Origin of the sequence: Pseudomonas sp. NPDC087346, from assembly GCF_044744235.1 — a bacterium.
Taxonomy (GTDB): domain Bacteria; phylum Pseudomonadota; class Gammaproteobacteria; order Pseudomonadales; family Pseudomonadaceae; genus Aquipseudomonas.
In genome coordinates, this window is sequence record NZ_JBIUXX010000003.1 from 87261 (window position 1) to 102538 (window position 15278).

The following is a 15278-nucleotide window of genomic DNA, read 5'->3' on the forward strand; positions in this document are numbered from 1 at the left end:
GAATGCGATAACTATGTACCGCAGATCGACCGTCTGGAAATGATGTTCTGTTCTCCTACTTTTCAGGAGAGACAGGATGTCCATTGATCCCCCGAAGTCGCCCGTCGCGATTAACGTCAAAACAGGGGCTGCCGCTAGCGACAGCCTTCACGCCAGGTTCCTTGAACAGGCGATGCCCGACTGGCTGGTCGATGCAACCGCCGAACGTCGTGCTGCGATCAAAAGCGCCAATACGCAGTTGCCAGACTGGTATGACGGACTGAGCGCGAAGCAACTGAGCGTACTGAAAACGACTGCCACCGCCGGTTTTCTCGCCCAGTCGCAACTGGACAAAACAATGTCCGCGCTTGAAAGCATCGACGCATTTACTGAAAAGCGCTTGAAAACTGCCTTGAAGGAACGCTTCAACGTCGATGTCGATGTCAATAAAACCCTGGTGTGTCTCAGGCACCCGCTGGAAGTCAGCGTGCTGGAGGTAGAGGTTTCTTCGTTCGAGGTACTGAAACTCTCATTGCTCCAGGCTGCGCAGCATAACTTCGAAGCGTCAGAATGCGAGGAGGGTGCCTTCCATCACCGATCCGGGTTTGTCGTGCAGACTTCAATCCCCGACACCTTCGAGGTCGCCGACATCGGCATAACCGTCTGGCAGTTTCTGACGCTTTGTCGAAGCCTTGATATAGGCGCGCAATATCAGACGCGGCTAAAGGCATTTTTCCGCTCGACGAGTGTTTTGCGTGAGCAGTTCGTCACCAGCCAGAAAGCCGCTTTACTCGCCGCAGCCGAAGTGGCTCTGGCAAAAAAAGACATAGAGCCTGACGACTACAGGATGATCCTGAAGATTGTCGAAGGTGAAATTCATCCTGAACTGGGCCACAGACAGATCTGGTTCCGCGACCTCAGTCTGATGAAACGCAGGATGACCGGTTGCGTGGTGTTCAGTATCAGTGAGCGTTATCGCTATACCAGCGACTTCATCGTCTATATCCCCCATGACCCGGAGCATCCGCTCAAGCGTTACACCTCGACGCAGTTGCGTACGGAGTTCAAGCGTAAATTCACCGCTGTGGATACAACCCCCTCCTTGGATGGCGCGACGTCTTATCAACGTTTTTTCAGCCAGTTCGTAGCCTATGCCGACCGCCCTTATTACTTCAGTCAGTTCACCGCCAAAGCAGCAGATTCACCATCTGACCCGTTGCGTTCCATCTGGGTCAAAGTCGCACAGATGGTTCCACCGATTTCCGCCATTGCCCGTATCAAGGAATTGCCCCCGGAGCGTCATGATCAGCGCGAAGCGGTGCAGGACCCTTATCTCGATCCGTTCGGCATAACGCGAGAAGGAGAGGCTGGTATCTGGGCGGCCAACACCGACCTGTGGGATTACCTCTACAAACAGAATCAGGCCAAGGTTATCGCCGATGCACGCGCCCATGCCGTGCCTGCGGCTGATATCGACGCAAAAGCGCGGGCGGAGAAACTCAATCATCTGCTGGAATTCGGCATGCTCGCCCTGAACATGGCGTCGATGTTCGTACCGGTGTTGGGCGAAATCATGATCACGGTGATGGCCGGTCAACTGCTTTACGAGTCGTTTGAGGGGGCAATCGAGTGGAGTGAAGGGGATCGACAGGCGGCGAAGGCCCATCTGGTCGATGTGGCAGAAAATCTGGCGATGATCGGGGTGATGGGGGGTGTGGGTAAAGCGTTCGGCAAACTCACTGCCGTGAAACCCGAGCCCGTGATCGAATCATTGCAGCCAGTCCAGTTGCCGGATGGCAGCACCCGCCTGTGGAAACCTGATCTTGGGGCCTATGAAAGTACGGTCACATTGCCCCCCGCGTCCATTCCCGACAAGCAAGGCCTGTATTGGCTGAACGAGCAGTCTTATATTCGTCAGAACGGCAAGGTTTACCAGACGTTTTTCGACGAAAGCCTGAAGAAGTGGCGCATGCAGCATCCAGTCGATGCCTCCGCCTATCAGCCGATCCTTGAACACAACCGACTGGGCGCCTGGCGACATTCCCTGGAGCGCCCGCACACTTGGGATCGCCTGACCCTGTTGCGCCGCATCGGGCATTCCACCGACGCGTTTTCCGATGAGCAACTGCTGAATATCGCCAGCATCAGCGATGTCAATGACAGCGCTCTGCGCCAGATGCATCTGGACAATTTGCCTGCTCCACTGGCATTGGCCGACACACTGCGCCTGTTCGAGGCCGAGCAGAGTGTGGTGCGAATCATCGGTCAGGTCGAAACAGGCTTACCGCTTGATGAACAATATTTACTGACTCTGCCATTGCTGACGGAAATGCCGCGCTGGCCCGCCGGGCGGTCGCTGGAGGTCTTCGAAGGGCAGAGCCTGTCTGGCGTGAGCACCAGGTATGGCACCGAGACGCGATTTTCTGGCAATAGCGTCAAGGCACCGATCCAGATCACGCGAGCCGACTTGCTGAATGGTCGCCTTGCCGAGCATTTTCTGGATGGGCTGGATGAAACTGAAACGCAATGGTTACTCGGCGCCGAGCCTGCTCGTGTCATCGCATCCAGGCCAATCGAATTCAGAAAGCAAATGGCCGACTTCCTCAAGACACGTCAGCCTTCGTTGTTCGAGAAGCTCTATGCAGAGCCGTCACTGAAAGACCCGGGGATTGCAAGGCTGCAACAAGCGACGCCTGGACTGGGCAGTTCAGCGGCGACACGAGTGCTGCTGAATGCCAGGCCCGAGGAGCTTGGTCGTCTGCAAAACAGTCAGCGCATTCCGTTGAGGCTGCTGGAAGAGTCACGCACGCTTGCACAGCAACGCCGCTTCGATCATGCGATTGCCAGCCTGCATATGGAGAATCTGTCTGCGTCCGAGGGCACGTGGCTGGCGCTGCGGACACTGGAGCGTTTGCCGGGATGGCAAGATAATGTGCATCTGGAAGTGCGTGACGCCAGCGTCGATGGGCCATTGCTGGACAGCATCGGCAACGAAAGCGCTGTGCATCACAAATATTTGGTGAAGAAGGGCCCGTCCTATCAGGCGTTCAACGAACGTGGCGAGGAACTCAACAGTGTCCCTCGTCAGGGTGACAACTTTTTCGCGTCGGTCATGCATGCCTTGCCAGATGAAACCCGTCGGTCTCTGGGATTCTCCGACGTCTATCAGAGCGCCAGCCTGCGGCGAGCAGTCATCGACAACGTCATGCAACATCGCGTCGAGCTGGCGCGAATGTCGGGTAAGCGGCACGGCACCAAGAGCATTTTCAAGCCGCCGGCACGAGTGCAGGGACATGGACTGGGTTACTACGCGAGCGGTCGTGGGCAGGGGGTAAATCCCTTGCTTGTGACTCGAGTGCAGGATGTCTATCCGGCGCTAACAGATCAACAGGCTGGCAGGTTCATCCTGGAACATCTGGCATCAGGCAAGAGTGACGCGCAAATCTATGAATTGTTGCAACGGCGGATGCGTGAGTGGGAGACGCTGGAGGCCACTCTTGATCACTGGGAGGGTATTCCCGCGGAGCCGACGATCCAGTCGATGATCGGCGGCAAGTCGAGCGTAGCTCGCAGCATCAAGCAGTCCTGGCGCAACTCGCCCCTGGCGGAAACAGGTCCTGCGTTCCGACGTCTCGATCTGGCGTGCAACGAACCGTGGCCGGCGTTGCAGGCAGATTTTTCCCACGTTCGGGACCTGAGCATCAGAGGGCACTGTGTTACCGACGCCAATGCCGACGCGTTGTTAGGCGATTTCACTCAAGTGAAAACGCTGCGAATCAATGGAACCGGTGACTCGTTCAGCAATGTGCCTCTCTCCTTGCAGAATATGCCGCAACTCAGGGAGTTGGCGCTGTACAGCGCAGTTCCTTTTGCCGCTGATATGCCGGTGCGATTAAGCCAATTGACCCGTCTCGAATCACTGAGTGTGTATTCGTCGAGCTACCAGCCAATCGCATTCGACGTCACCGCGCTGCGTAACCTGCGCAGCCTGGAAATCATTGCCTACTCATTGCTGGACTGGCCTGTCGGTGTGCTTGAGTTGCCCGAACTCGAGCGTCTTAACCTCAAGAATACGGGGATCAGTACTTTGCCCGCCGGGCTGCTCAATGGACATGAAAAGCTGTGGTCGGGCTTGTCACTGGATTGGTCCAGATTCATCCGAGAAAATTTCACCGTTGCCTACGAATACGTCAGGACGCATCCCGAGCATCTTGTTGATCGAGAGGAGATGGTCAGGGATTACTGCAAAGGTGAGCTGAGGCGTTTGGGCGAAGGCGTGAATGAGTCGCCCGAGAACGTATTCAATCGTTTCTTTGAATTGTGGCCGTCCGCGCAGGAGCGATTCACGGCGATTGATGTCTTGAGCGAGCAGTACGCCTCACTGGACGTCCAACTCCACAGATGGCTGCAGCAAGTCGTGACCTCTCAGGAAACACTCCTCGAGATAATCGGGCGATCAAATGCAGCGCACGCTCTCAGAACCAATTGGCGCAAAGGGCTGTTCAACCGTTACGGGTCGACAATTACCGCTTCCACTCTGGATATGTCGGGCTTGATGCTCAGTGAACTTCCGCCATTGCCGATCGGAGCATTTGATCATGTGCAGACGTTGCTCTTGAAAGGCCAGTTGGCTGGAGCCTCACAAATGCGCGTCTTTCTCAGGAGCTTCAGCCAAGTGCAAATTCTGGACCTGAGCGATAACGTCCTGCAGGAGTTTCCGATTGATTCGGGAAGCCTGCCAAGGCTCTCCCGACTGGATCTTTCTCATAACCGGTTGGCTGGTGCACAAAACCTCCAGCATGGTCTGGAAGCGCTGCCTGCCCTTGAAATTCTGGATATTCATGATAATCCGCTGACCGATTTGAACGTCAGTGGCCTGCGTCGCCTGAAGGCGCTGAATTTGCATCACACCGATCTGCAAGCCTGGCCAACGGGTGCAGAGGATCTGCCGCGACTGACCTGGATGGACTTGCGTGACAGCAAGATCACCACGCTGCCGCAAGCAGTCCTTGAGAGCCATGCACTGATCAATGCGAACCTGTCAGGTGCCCCTTTGACTCAGGCAACGGCCGAGGCGTTGCAAGTAGCTCAGAACCGGATCGAGGTTGAAATCGGCCTGCCTGAAGGTGCATTGGAGGCATTTGCGCGAGAACCGGTGCCCATTGCTTTTCCGCCGCCCGAGGACGGTTTTTCAATCGCGCGGCACCTTCTACCTTTGCCTGGCGCCCCTGTCGGCGAGGGTGAAGCGTTACTGCGCAGAACCCTGCAACGGATGCAGCCGGCGCTCACTGACGAGCAAGCCTTGCAGGCGATTGAGCAGATGCGCGCGAACGGCACCTCAAACGTCGAAATCAGTGAGCGAATCAGCCGCTGGAACCAGAGTTTCGAAAGGCTGGTGCGCCAGCTCAACGGCTGGGTGTACACCCGTGAAATACGGGGTGGCGACTGGGCGATTTCCTCCCAGAACCGTAGTTTGGCAGCGTGGCGCGTCCTTACCTGCTGGCGAGCGAGGTTACCCGGCGCTAACGTCATGGCGGATGTCATGCTGGATCTTAACGGTCTGCAATTGGGGGATATTCCTGCGCTGGGAGACGACTTCGCTCATGTGGGCAGCCTGAATCTGACGGGCGTCAGGTTGACTGCAGAGGGCTCCAACGGCTTTCTCAACGCTTTCACACGGTTACGAACGCTCGTGCTCAACGGCAATGAACTGGAGGCGTTACCTGAAGCGGTCAGGCACATGGCGACGCTCGAACGACTGGAACTCTCAGGCAACCGTTTCTACGATCCGGAACTCTTGTATAGCGAGTTGGCTGGCGTAGATCACCTGAGCTGGTTAGACCTGAGCTACAACAATCTCGAATCATTCGACGTCAGTTACTTCGAGCGACTGGAGAGCCTCGACCTGCGCAACAACAATCTGATCGAATGGCCCGCGGGTGCACTGGATGCCACTCACTTGCGGGCGCTGAATCTGAGTCGCAATGACATCACCACGATTCCCGAGGAGGCCCTTGACGGTAGTCACGAGCAACTGATGGAAGGGACCGACCTGACAGATAACTACAACCTTTCGGAGCAATCCCTGGAGCTGTTGAGAACGTATCAGGCATCAGGCGAGCGCGACCTTGTGCTGGGCTTTTCGCATTCTGATCTTGAGGAAATGGCCGACGATATTGCGGGCGGCCTCAGCGAAACAACCGACAGCATCGAATCGGACGAGATACTTTCAATCGATCCGTCTCAAGCGCAATACAAAGCCCCTTGGCTGGCCAACCTTGCGCCCGAGCAGTTGGCGGACAGGAACAAGCTCTGGGATCAATTAGCGGCCGAGCCGGACAGCGCCGCATTCTTTCATTTGCTCGAACGGTTACAGGATTCCCGCGAGTTCAGGGTGGCCAGCGCCGACCTTACCCGGCGGGTCTGGACAGTGATGGACGCAGCCGCCAGCAATAGCGAACTCAGAGAGGTCATCTTCGGCGGTTCCACCACCCATGGCACTTGTGTCGACGGGCGCATCCTCACATTCAGCGGTCTGGAGAGCAAAGTGTTCACCCATAACGTGCTACTCGACTTACCGGTTGGCGTTCCGGGAGCCAAAGGTGAGGCGCTGTTGAAGCTTTCTCGTCGGCTGTTCAGGCTGGACAAGGTCGATGAACTGGCAAAAGCGGCGGCCAGGCAAAGGCACTTCGATGAGGCGGAAATGCGCCTTGGCTATCGAATTGGTTTGACCGGTGGATGGGATGACGGGCTTGAATTGCCGGGGCAACCGAAAAACATGACATTCGCTTCCGGCGTATCCCCACAACAATTGCTGGACGCTCGGGCTGAGGTTCTCAAGGCCGAACGCTCCGACAAGTTTCTGGAAGATCTGATCCAGCGTGATTACTGGATGGACTACCTCAAGGAAAAACAGCCTGAGGATTTCAGGAAGCTCGACGAGGCACAATTGCTTGAGCATGTTGAAGATGAGGGAGTGAGCGCCGATGACCCGGATTATCTGAGCCGGCTGTTTGATCGTGAGGCAGAGCGCAACGCGCGGATCATCGAGCTGTCACGACAAGCGATCAAGGAAATCGAAACGGTTGCCGACCGGGCACAGAAGCCAGGTTCATCAGGCTATCCGGCGAACGGGTGAAACAATGCTCCTCTACGCCGGTAAGTCCGGCGTAGAGGAGCACATCACTATCAGTTGTCGTAACCGAGGTTAGGCGCCAGCCAGCGTTCGGTTACGCTCAGATCCTGACCTTTGCGCGAGGTGTAGCTCTGCACTTGATCCTTGTCGATCTTGCCTACGGCGAAGTATTGCGCCTGCGGGTGAGCGAAGTACCAACCGCTGACGGCAGCTGCCGGGAACATCGCGTAGTGCTCGGTGAGGAACACGCCGCTGCGCCCGGCACGCATTTCTTCGGCTTCCGGGTCGAGCAGGGCGAACAGTGCGGCTTTCTCGGTGTGATCCGGGCAGGCCGGATAACCCGGTGCCGGGCGGATACCGGAATACTGTTCTTTGATCAGCGCGTCGTTATCCAGCACTTCGTCCTTGGCGTAACCCCAGTGTTCTTTACGCACTTGCTGGTGCAGCCATTCGGCGCAGGCTTCGGCCAGACGGTCGGCCAGCGCCTTGACCATGATCGAGTTGTAGTCGTCGCCAGCGTCCTGATAGGCCTTGGCGACTTCTTCCGCGCCGATGCCGGCGGTGGTGATGAAACCACCGACGTAGTCGGTCACTTCGCTGTCCTTCGGTGCAACGAAGTCAGCCAGCGAAAAGTTCGGTTTGCCGTCGGTCTTGATGATCTGCTGACGCAGGTGATGCAGCTTGGCCATTGGCTTGCCGTCTTCACCGTACAGCTCGATGTCGTCGTCATGCACCTGATTGGCTGGCCAGAAACCGAATACGGCGCGGGCACTGATCAACTTCTCGTCGATCAGCTTGGTCAGCATTTCACGGGCATCCTTATACAGCGAGGTGGCGGCTTCACCGACCACTTCGTCTTCGAGGATGCGCGGGAATTTGCCGGCCAGGTCCCAGGAAATGAAGAACGGCGTCCAGTCGATGTACTCGGCCAGAACGTTGAGGTCGATGTTGTCCAGCACGCGCGAGCCGGTGAAAGTCGGTTTGACCGGGGTGTAACTTGCCCAGTCGAACTGCGGCTTCTTGGCAATTGCGGCCGGATAGCTGAGGCGCTCGGTACGGGCGCTGCGGTTGGCGGTGCGCTCGCGGACATCGATGTAATCGAGGCGGGTTTTCTCGACGAAACCGGCTTTCAGTTCCTTGGACAGCAACTGCGTCGCCACGCCCACGGCCCGGGAGGCGTCGGTGACGTAGATCACTGCGTCGTTGCTGTACTTCGGCTCGATCTTCACCGCCGTGTGCGCCTTGGAAGTGGTCGCACCACCGATCATCAACGGCAGGTGGAAGTCCTGACGCTGCATTTCGCGGGCTACGTGAACCATCTCATCAAGCGAAGGGGTAATCAGACCGGACAAACCGATGATGTCGCACTTCTGTTCCTTGGCGACCTGCAGAATCTTCTCTGCCGGGACCATCACGCCGAGGTCGACGATGTCGTAGCCGTTACAGCCGAGTACCACGCCGACGATGTTTTTGCCGATGTCGTGGACGTCGCCTTTCACCGTGGCCATGAGGATCTTGCCCTTGGCTTCCGGTTTGTCGCCTTTTTCCAGTTCGATGAACGGGATCAAGTGGGCTACGGCCTGTTTCATCACGCGGGCGGATTTCACTACCTGCGGCAGGAACATTTTGCCGGCGCCGAACAGGTCGCCGACGATGTTCATGCCGGACATCAGCGGGCCTTCGATCACTTCGATCGGGCGGGCGAACGACTGACGGGATTCTTCGGTGTCTTCAACGATGTGGGTGGTGATGCCTTTGACCAGCGCATGTTCCAGACGCTTGTTGACCTCCCAGCTACGCCACTCTTCGGTCTCGGCTTCCTTGACGCTGCCGTCGCCCTTGTATTTGTCGGCGATGGCGAGGAGGGCGTCGGTGCCTTCCGGGGTGCGGTTGAGGATCACGTCTTCAACGGCGTCGCGCAGTTCTTGCGGGATCTGGTCGTAGATTTCCAGCTGACCGGCGTTGACGATGCCCATGGTCAGGCCAGCACGGATCGCGTACAGCAGGAACACTGAGTGGATCGCTTCACGCACCGGGTTGTTGCCACGGAACGAGAACGACACGTTGGACACGCCACCGGAGGTCAGCGCATACGGCAGTTCGTCACGGATGTAGGCGCAGGCATTGATGAAGTCCACAGCGTAGTTGTTGTGTTCTTCGATACCGGTGGCCACGGCGAAGATGTTCGGGTCGAAGATGATGTCTTCCGGCGGGAAGCCGACTTCGTTGACCAGAATGTCGTAAGAGCGTTTGCAGATCTCTTTCTTGCGCGCTTCGGTGTCGGCCTGGCCGGATTCGTCGAAGGCCATCACCACCACGGCAGCGCCGTAACGCTTGCACAGTTTGGCGTGGTGAATGAACTGCTCGACGCCTTCTTTCATGCTGATCGAGTTGACGATGCCCTTGCCCTGAATGCACTTGAGGCCGGCTTCGATCACTTCCCATTTCGAGGAGTCGATCATGATCGGTACACGGGAGATGTCCGGTTCGCCGGCGATCAGATTGAGGAAGGTCACCATGGCCTTCTTCGAATCGAGCATCCCTTCGTCCATGTTGATGTCGATCACCTGCGCACCGGCCTCGACCTGTTGCAGGGCGACTTCCAGTGCTTCGGTGTAGTTGTCTTCGCGGATCAGTCGGGCGAACTTGGCGGAACCGGTAATGTTGGTCCGCTCACCGACGTTGACGAACAGCGAGCTGCGGTCGATGGTGAATGGCTCAAGGCCCGACAGGCGGCAGGCTTTCGGGATGTCCGGAATCTGTCGCGGTGCGTAACCGGCCACGGCATTGGCGATGGCTTCGATGTGGCCCGGGGTGGTGCCGCAGCAGCCGCCGACGATGTTCAGGAAACCGCTTTGGGCGAATTCTTCGATGACCTTGGCGGTTTCCGACGGCAGTTCGTCGTACTCGCCGAATTCGTTTGGCAGGCCGGCGTTCGGGTGTGCGGAAACGTGGGTGCTGGCCTTGTTCGACAGTTCTTCCAGATACGGGCGCAATTCACTGGCGCCGAGTGCGCAGTTCAGACCGACCGAAATCGGTTTGGCGTGCGCCACCGAGTTCCAGAACGCTTCGGTGGTTTGCCCGGACAGGGTACGGCCGGAGGCATCGGTAATGGTGCCGGAAATCATGATCGGCAACTCGAAGCCCAGTTCTTCAAATACGCCTTGAACCGCAAAGATCGCGGCTTTGGCGTTGAGGGTGTCGAAGATGGTCTCGATCAGAATCAGGTCGGCGCCGCCCTCGATCAGGCCTTTGGTGGCTTCGGTGTAGTTTTCCACCAGCTCATCAAAGGTGACGTTGCGGTAGCCGGGATTGTTGACGTCAGGCGACAGCGAGCAGGTACGGCTGGTCGGGCCGAGCACGCCTGCGACAAAACGCGGCTTGGCCGGGTTTTCCTGGGTCTTGGCATCAGCGACCTTGCGCGCCAGGCGTGCGCCTTCTACGTTTAATTCGTAGGCCAGACTTTGCATGCCGTAGTCGGCCATGGAAATCTGCGTGGCGTTGAAGGTGTTTGTTTCCAGAATGTCGGCGCCGGCATCCAGATAAGCCTTCTCGATGCCACCAATCACGTCAGGGCGGGTCAACACCAGAAGGTCGTTGTTGCCTTTGACGTCAGACGGCCAGTCGGCGAAGCGTTTGCCACGATAATCCTGCTCCTCGAGCTTGTAGCTCTGGATCATCGTGCCCATGCCGCCATCGAGTATCAGGATGCGCTCTTTGAGAGCTTGCTTGAGAGCTTGAAGGCGAACGCTGCGATCGGACATTGGGACTACTCGAAAAGACCATTACGAAGGGCCGGAATCATAACAAACCTGCGCGCTATTGGAGCATGTGCTGGTTTTGCATGAATATCGCTCATGTTGGTACGAGCGTCATAACGGTAGAATCGCGGCGTTTTTTCAAGCATCGGGATCAGGTCATGTCGTACCGCGTCATCAGCATCGTATTGTTGTTCCTGAGCTGGGGCGCCGCTGCGCAAGATCCCGTCATCTCGTACACCCGCGACATTCAACCGATCTTCACCGAAAAATGCGTTGCCTGCCATGCGTGCTACGACTCCGCCTGTCAGCTCAACCTCGGTAGCGGCGAAGGCGTCGGTCGGGGTGCAAGCAAGATGCCGGTCTACGATGGCGAGCGCACGCAAGCCGCGCCAACCACTCGGCTGTTCTACGATGCTTTCGGCAAACGTGCCTGGCAGCAGAAGGGCTTCTATTCAGTAATCGACGCTCAGGGCAGTCAGGCCGCATTGATGGCGCGCATGCTGGAGCTGGGGCACCAAACCCCGTTGACGCCTAACGCCAAGCTGCCGGAAGACATCGTGCTGGGTCTGAATCGCCAGAATATGTGCGCCATGCCCGCCGAGTTCGACGGTTATGCCGGCGCCCATCGAAAGGAAGGCATGCCGCTGGCAGTCACCGGGCTGACCAATCAGCAATACCAGACGCTACAGCGCTGGCTGGCGTCCGGCGCACCGATTGACGAGCAAGGCCTGGCGCCGAGCGCCCAAGAGGCGTTGCAAATCGTCCAGTGGGAAAACCTGCTCAACACTCCCGGCGCTCGTGAGAGTCTGGTCGGGCGCTGGTTGTTCGAGCATTTGTATCTCGCACACATCTATTTCAAGGACGGCGAGCCGGGGCATTTCTTCCAGTGGGTGCGCTCGCGTACGCCGACCGGTCAGCCAATCGACTTGATCGCCACTCGCCGCCCGAATGACGACCCGGGTACGCAGGTGTATTACCGCTTGTGGCCGGTGCAAGGGGTGATCGTCCATAAAACCCACATCACCTATCCGCTTAGCGCGGCGAAGATGGCGCGGGTCAAGAGCCTGTTCTACAGCGGCAACTGGCAGGTTAATGCCTTGCCGGGTTACGGGCCGCAGAGCCGCGCCAATCCGTTTTCGACCTTCGAGGCGATTCCGGCGCAGGCGCGTTATCAGTTCATGCTCGATAACGCCGAATACTTCGTCCGCACTTTCATTCGTGGGCCGGTGTGTCGTGGCCAGATCGCCACAGACGTGATCCGCGACAACTTCTGGGCACTGTTTCAGGCTCCCGAACACGATCTGTACATCACCGACCCCAACTATCGTGGTCAGGCCACGCCTTTGCTGGCGATGCCCGGGCAGAACGACGACGTCGGCAGCGTGCTGAGCCTGTGGCACAACTACCGCAACAAGCGTAACGAGTACGAGGCTTTGCGTCGCGACAGTTACGCCGATCAGCCGGCGCCGAGCTGGTCGACCCTTTGGGCCGGCAACGACAACGCGCTGTTGAGCATCTTTCGCCACTTCGACAGCGCGGCGGTGACTAAAGGCCTGATCGGTCAGGTGCCGCAGACGATGTGGCTGTTCGACTATCCATTGCTGGAACGCACGTATTACCAGTTGGCGGTCAACTTCGATGTGTTCGGCAACGTCTCCCATCAAGCGCAAACGCGCCTGTATTTCGACCTGATCCGCAATGGCGCCGAACAGAACTTCCTGCGCCTGATGCCCGCCGATTCCCGTGATGACTACCTCGACGATTGGTATCAGAGCAGCGGCCAATTCAAGATGTGGCTGGATTACGAGGCGATCGACGACGACAAGCCGACCGCGCTGAAGCTTGACGAGAAAGACCCGAAGTCGGATTTCGCCAAGCAGTTGCTGGCGCGTTACGGCGACCTGAATGCCAAACCAGACCCGATCAATCGCTGTGACAGCGCTTACTGCTCGCGGGCCAACATTGATCCGGCTCTGCAAGACGCCGAACAAGCCTTGAGTCGGCTGACAGCGCGTCCGGCGGCAGGTTTGAAGGTCATCGATCAACTGCCGGAAGCGAGCATGCTGCGCATCGAAACCCGCAGCGGCAAACGCGAAATCTACAGCCTGCTGCGCAACCGTGCGCACAGCAACGTGGCATTCCTGTTGGGCGAGTCGCTGCGTTATCAGCCGGGGCTGGACACCCTGACGATTTATCCGGGTGTGCTCAGCAGCTATCCGAACTTCATCTTCAACATCCCGGCCGATCAGGTGGCGGAGTTTGTCGATGCCATGGAAAACGCCAAGGATGCCGCGCAGTTTGAGAGGATCGTCGAACGTTGGGGCATCCGTCGCAGCCATCCGCAATTCTGGTTCTACTTCCACGACCTGAGCCAATACCTGCACGAGACCGACCCGGTGGAAGAGGGCGTGCTGGACATGAACCGCTACGAGAATCTTTGATCTTTTGATACCTGACTGCTGTCACACCCTTTAGCAACACCACGATCCCTGTAGGAGCTGCGGCACGCTGCGATCTTTTGATCTGTTTTCTTACAATCAAGATCAAAAGATCGCAGCGTGCCGCAGCTCCTACAGGGGAGTGGTAGTGATTCAAGAGGGGTGAATATGTTGATTTCAGTGCAGGCTCTGCGGGCGCTTGCCGCGTGGACCGTGGTCTGCCATCACTTCATGCAGATCTTTTTCGATTTCGAAGCACACGGCCCGATTGGGCAGTTGTTTGTCGATAAAGGCGCAGTGGGCGTCGATATCTTCTTCGTCATCAGTGGTCTGGTGATCTTCCTGTCGACCAAAGAGAATCCTCCAGCGCCAGGGCGATTTCTGTTGTATCGGCTGTTCCGCATCGTGCCGGCCTACTGGCTGTACACGCTGTTGATGGCGCTGTTGGTGGTATTCGCCCGCCCGGTATTGCCGGATCAGACGCTGGATTGGGGTCATCTGCTGATGTCGCTGCTGTTCATCCCCACGCAGAACCCCGGTGGATACGGGTTTTATCCGACCCTGAACGTCGGCTGGACGCTTAACTACGAAATCCTGTTTTACCTGTTGTTCGCCTGGGCGTTGCTGTTTCGCTTGCAGGTGCGTCTGCTGGTGGTCGCGGCGCTGCTGTTTGCCGTGTCTCAGGCGTGGACCGGGTTTGGCTGGATCAGCGAGTTCTATCGTTCGGACATCGTTTATGAGTTCCTGCTGGGTATCGCTATCGGCATGCTCTATCGCAAGGGCTGGATCGGCGCTGGCTTGTGGTTGCCATTGTTGGGGATTGGCACGGCGTTGCTGGCGATCTATCACCTGGCGCCGGCACCGAGGCTGCTGAACTGGGGCGTGCCGAGTGCGGTGCTGGTGATGGCGAGCATGGCGCTGGAGCGGTATTTCCAGCGCAGTCGGGTGCTCAAATTGCTCGGTGATTGCTCCTATTCGGTGTATCTGATGCACGTGCTGGTGCTGTCGGCGGGTGGTTTTGTGGCGCGGCGCTACGGGATCAATCCCTATCTGATGTTCGTCGTGTGCGTGCTGGCCATCGGTGTCGGCTCATGGTTGAGCTACGAATGGGTAGAAAAACGCAGCTATCAGTGGCTTAAAGCGCGGATTGATGGCGAACCGGCGCAAAGGCGTGTCGAGAACCTTTCCCGACAAAAATACTAGGACTTTGTCCGGCGCGATGATTGGCGTAAACTGCGCCCAAGCCTGCGAGGAGTTTCCATGACCGCTATTACCATTACCGACGCCGCCCACGATTACCTGGCTGATCTGCTCTCCAAGCAGAACACCCCGGGCATCGGCATCCGCGTCTTCATCACCCAGCCTGGCACCCAGTACGCCGAAACCTGCATTGCCTACTGCAAGCCGGGCGAAGAAAAACCTGAAGACACCGCGCTGGGGCTGAAAAGCTTCACCGCCTATATCGATTCGTTCAGCGAAGCGTTCCTTGACGATGCCGTCGTCGACTACGCCACCGACCGCATGGGTGGTCAACTGACCATCAAGGCGCCAAACGCCAAAGTGCCGATGGTCAACGCCGAAAGCCCGGTCAACGAGCGCATCAACTACTACCTGCAAACAGAAATCAACCCGGGGCTGGCCAGCCACGGCGGTCAGGTCAGCCTGATCGATGTGGTTGAAGACGGCATCGCCGTTCTGCAGTTCGGCGGTGGTTGCCAGGGTTGCGGTCAGGCCGACGTGACCTTGAAGGAAGGCATCGAGCGCACCTTGCTTGAGCGTATTCCAGAGCTCAAGGGCGTTCGCGACGTGACCGACCACACGCAGAAAGAAAACGCTTACTACTAAGGCGTTCGCTGCGATTCAGGCAATGCATTTTCCTGTGATGAATGCATTGTCTACAAGATCAAAAGATCGCAGCCTTCGGCAGCTCCTACAGGTGTAATCATTCCCTTGTAGGAGCTGCCG

5 protein-coding genes are annotated in these 15278 nt (G+C 57.6%); 4 read left to right on the forward strand and 1 reads right to left on the reverse strand.

What is annotated here, in order from left to right; translation table 11 throughout:
• Positions 1-76: 76 nt before the first annotated feature.
• Positions 77-7117: an NEL-type E3 ubiquitin ligase domain-containing protein gene (locus ACIOZM_RS03060; protein ID WP_401209413.1), complete on the forward strand. Its 7041-nt coding sequence runs from the start codon at positions 77-79 to the stop codon at positions 7115-7117.
• Positions 7118-7167: 50 nt separating this feature from the next.
• On the opposite strand, the gene metH is transcribed toward ACIOZM_RS03060, so the two are convergent.
• Complete coding sequence (gene metH, locus ACIOZM_RS03065) at positions 7168-10878, reverse strand: methionine synthase (protein WP_401209415.1); 3711 nt, start codon at positions 10876-10878, stop codon at positions 7168-7170.
• 155 nt (positions 10879-11033) lie between these two features.
• On the opposite strand from metH, the gene ACIOZM_RS03070 reads away from it, so the two are divergent.
• The 3 genes from ACIOZM_RS03070 to nfuA all read left to right on the forward strand — a co-directional run bounded on the left by ACIOZM_RS03070 (position 11034) and on the right by nfuA (position 15158).
• Entirely contained in the window at positions 11034-13316 is a 2283-nt protein-coding gene (locus tag ACIOZM_RS03070) for a fatty acid cis/trans isomerase (RefSeq protein WP_401209418.1), read from the forward strand.
• A gap of 165 nt (positions 13317-13481) precedes the next feature.
• The gene (locus ACIOZM_RS03075; RefSeq protein WP_401209421.1) at positions 13482-14516 is read left to right on the forward strand and encodes an acyltransferase family protein; all 1035 of its coding nucleotides are present in this window, start codon (positions 13482-13484) and stop codon (positions 14514-14516) included.
• 57 nt (positions 14517-14573) lie between these two features.
• Positions 14574-15158 (forward strand): Fe-S biogenesis protein NfuA, encoded by a 585-nt coding sequence (gene nfuA, locus ACIOZM_RS03080; protein ID WP_042559410.1) that lies wholly within the window; start codon positions 14574-14576, stop codon positions 15156-15158.
• Positions 15159-15278 lie beyond the last annotated feature (120 nt).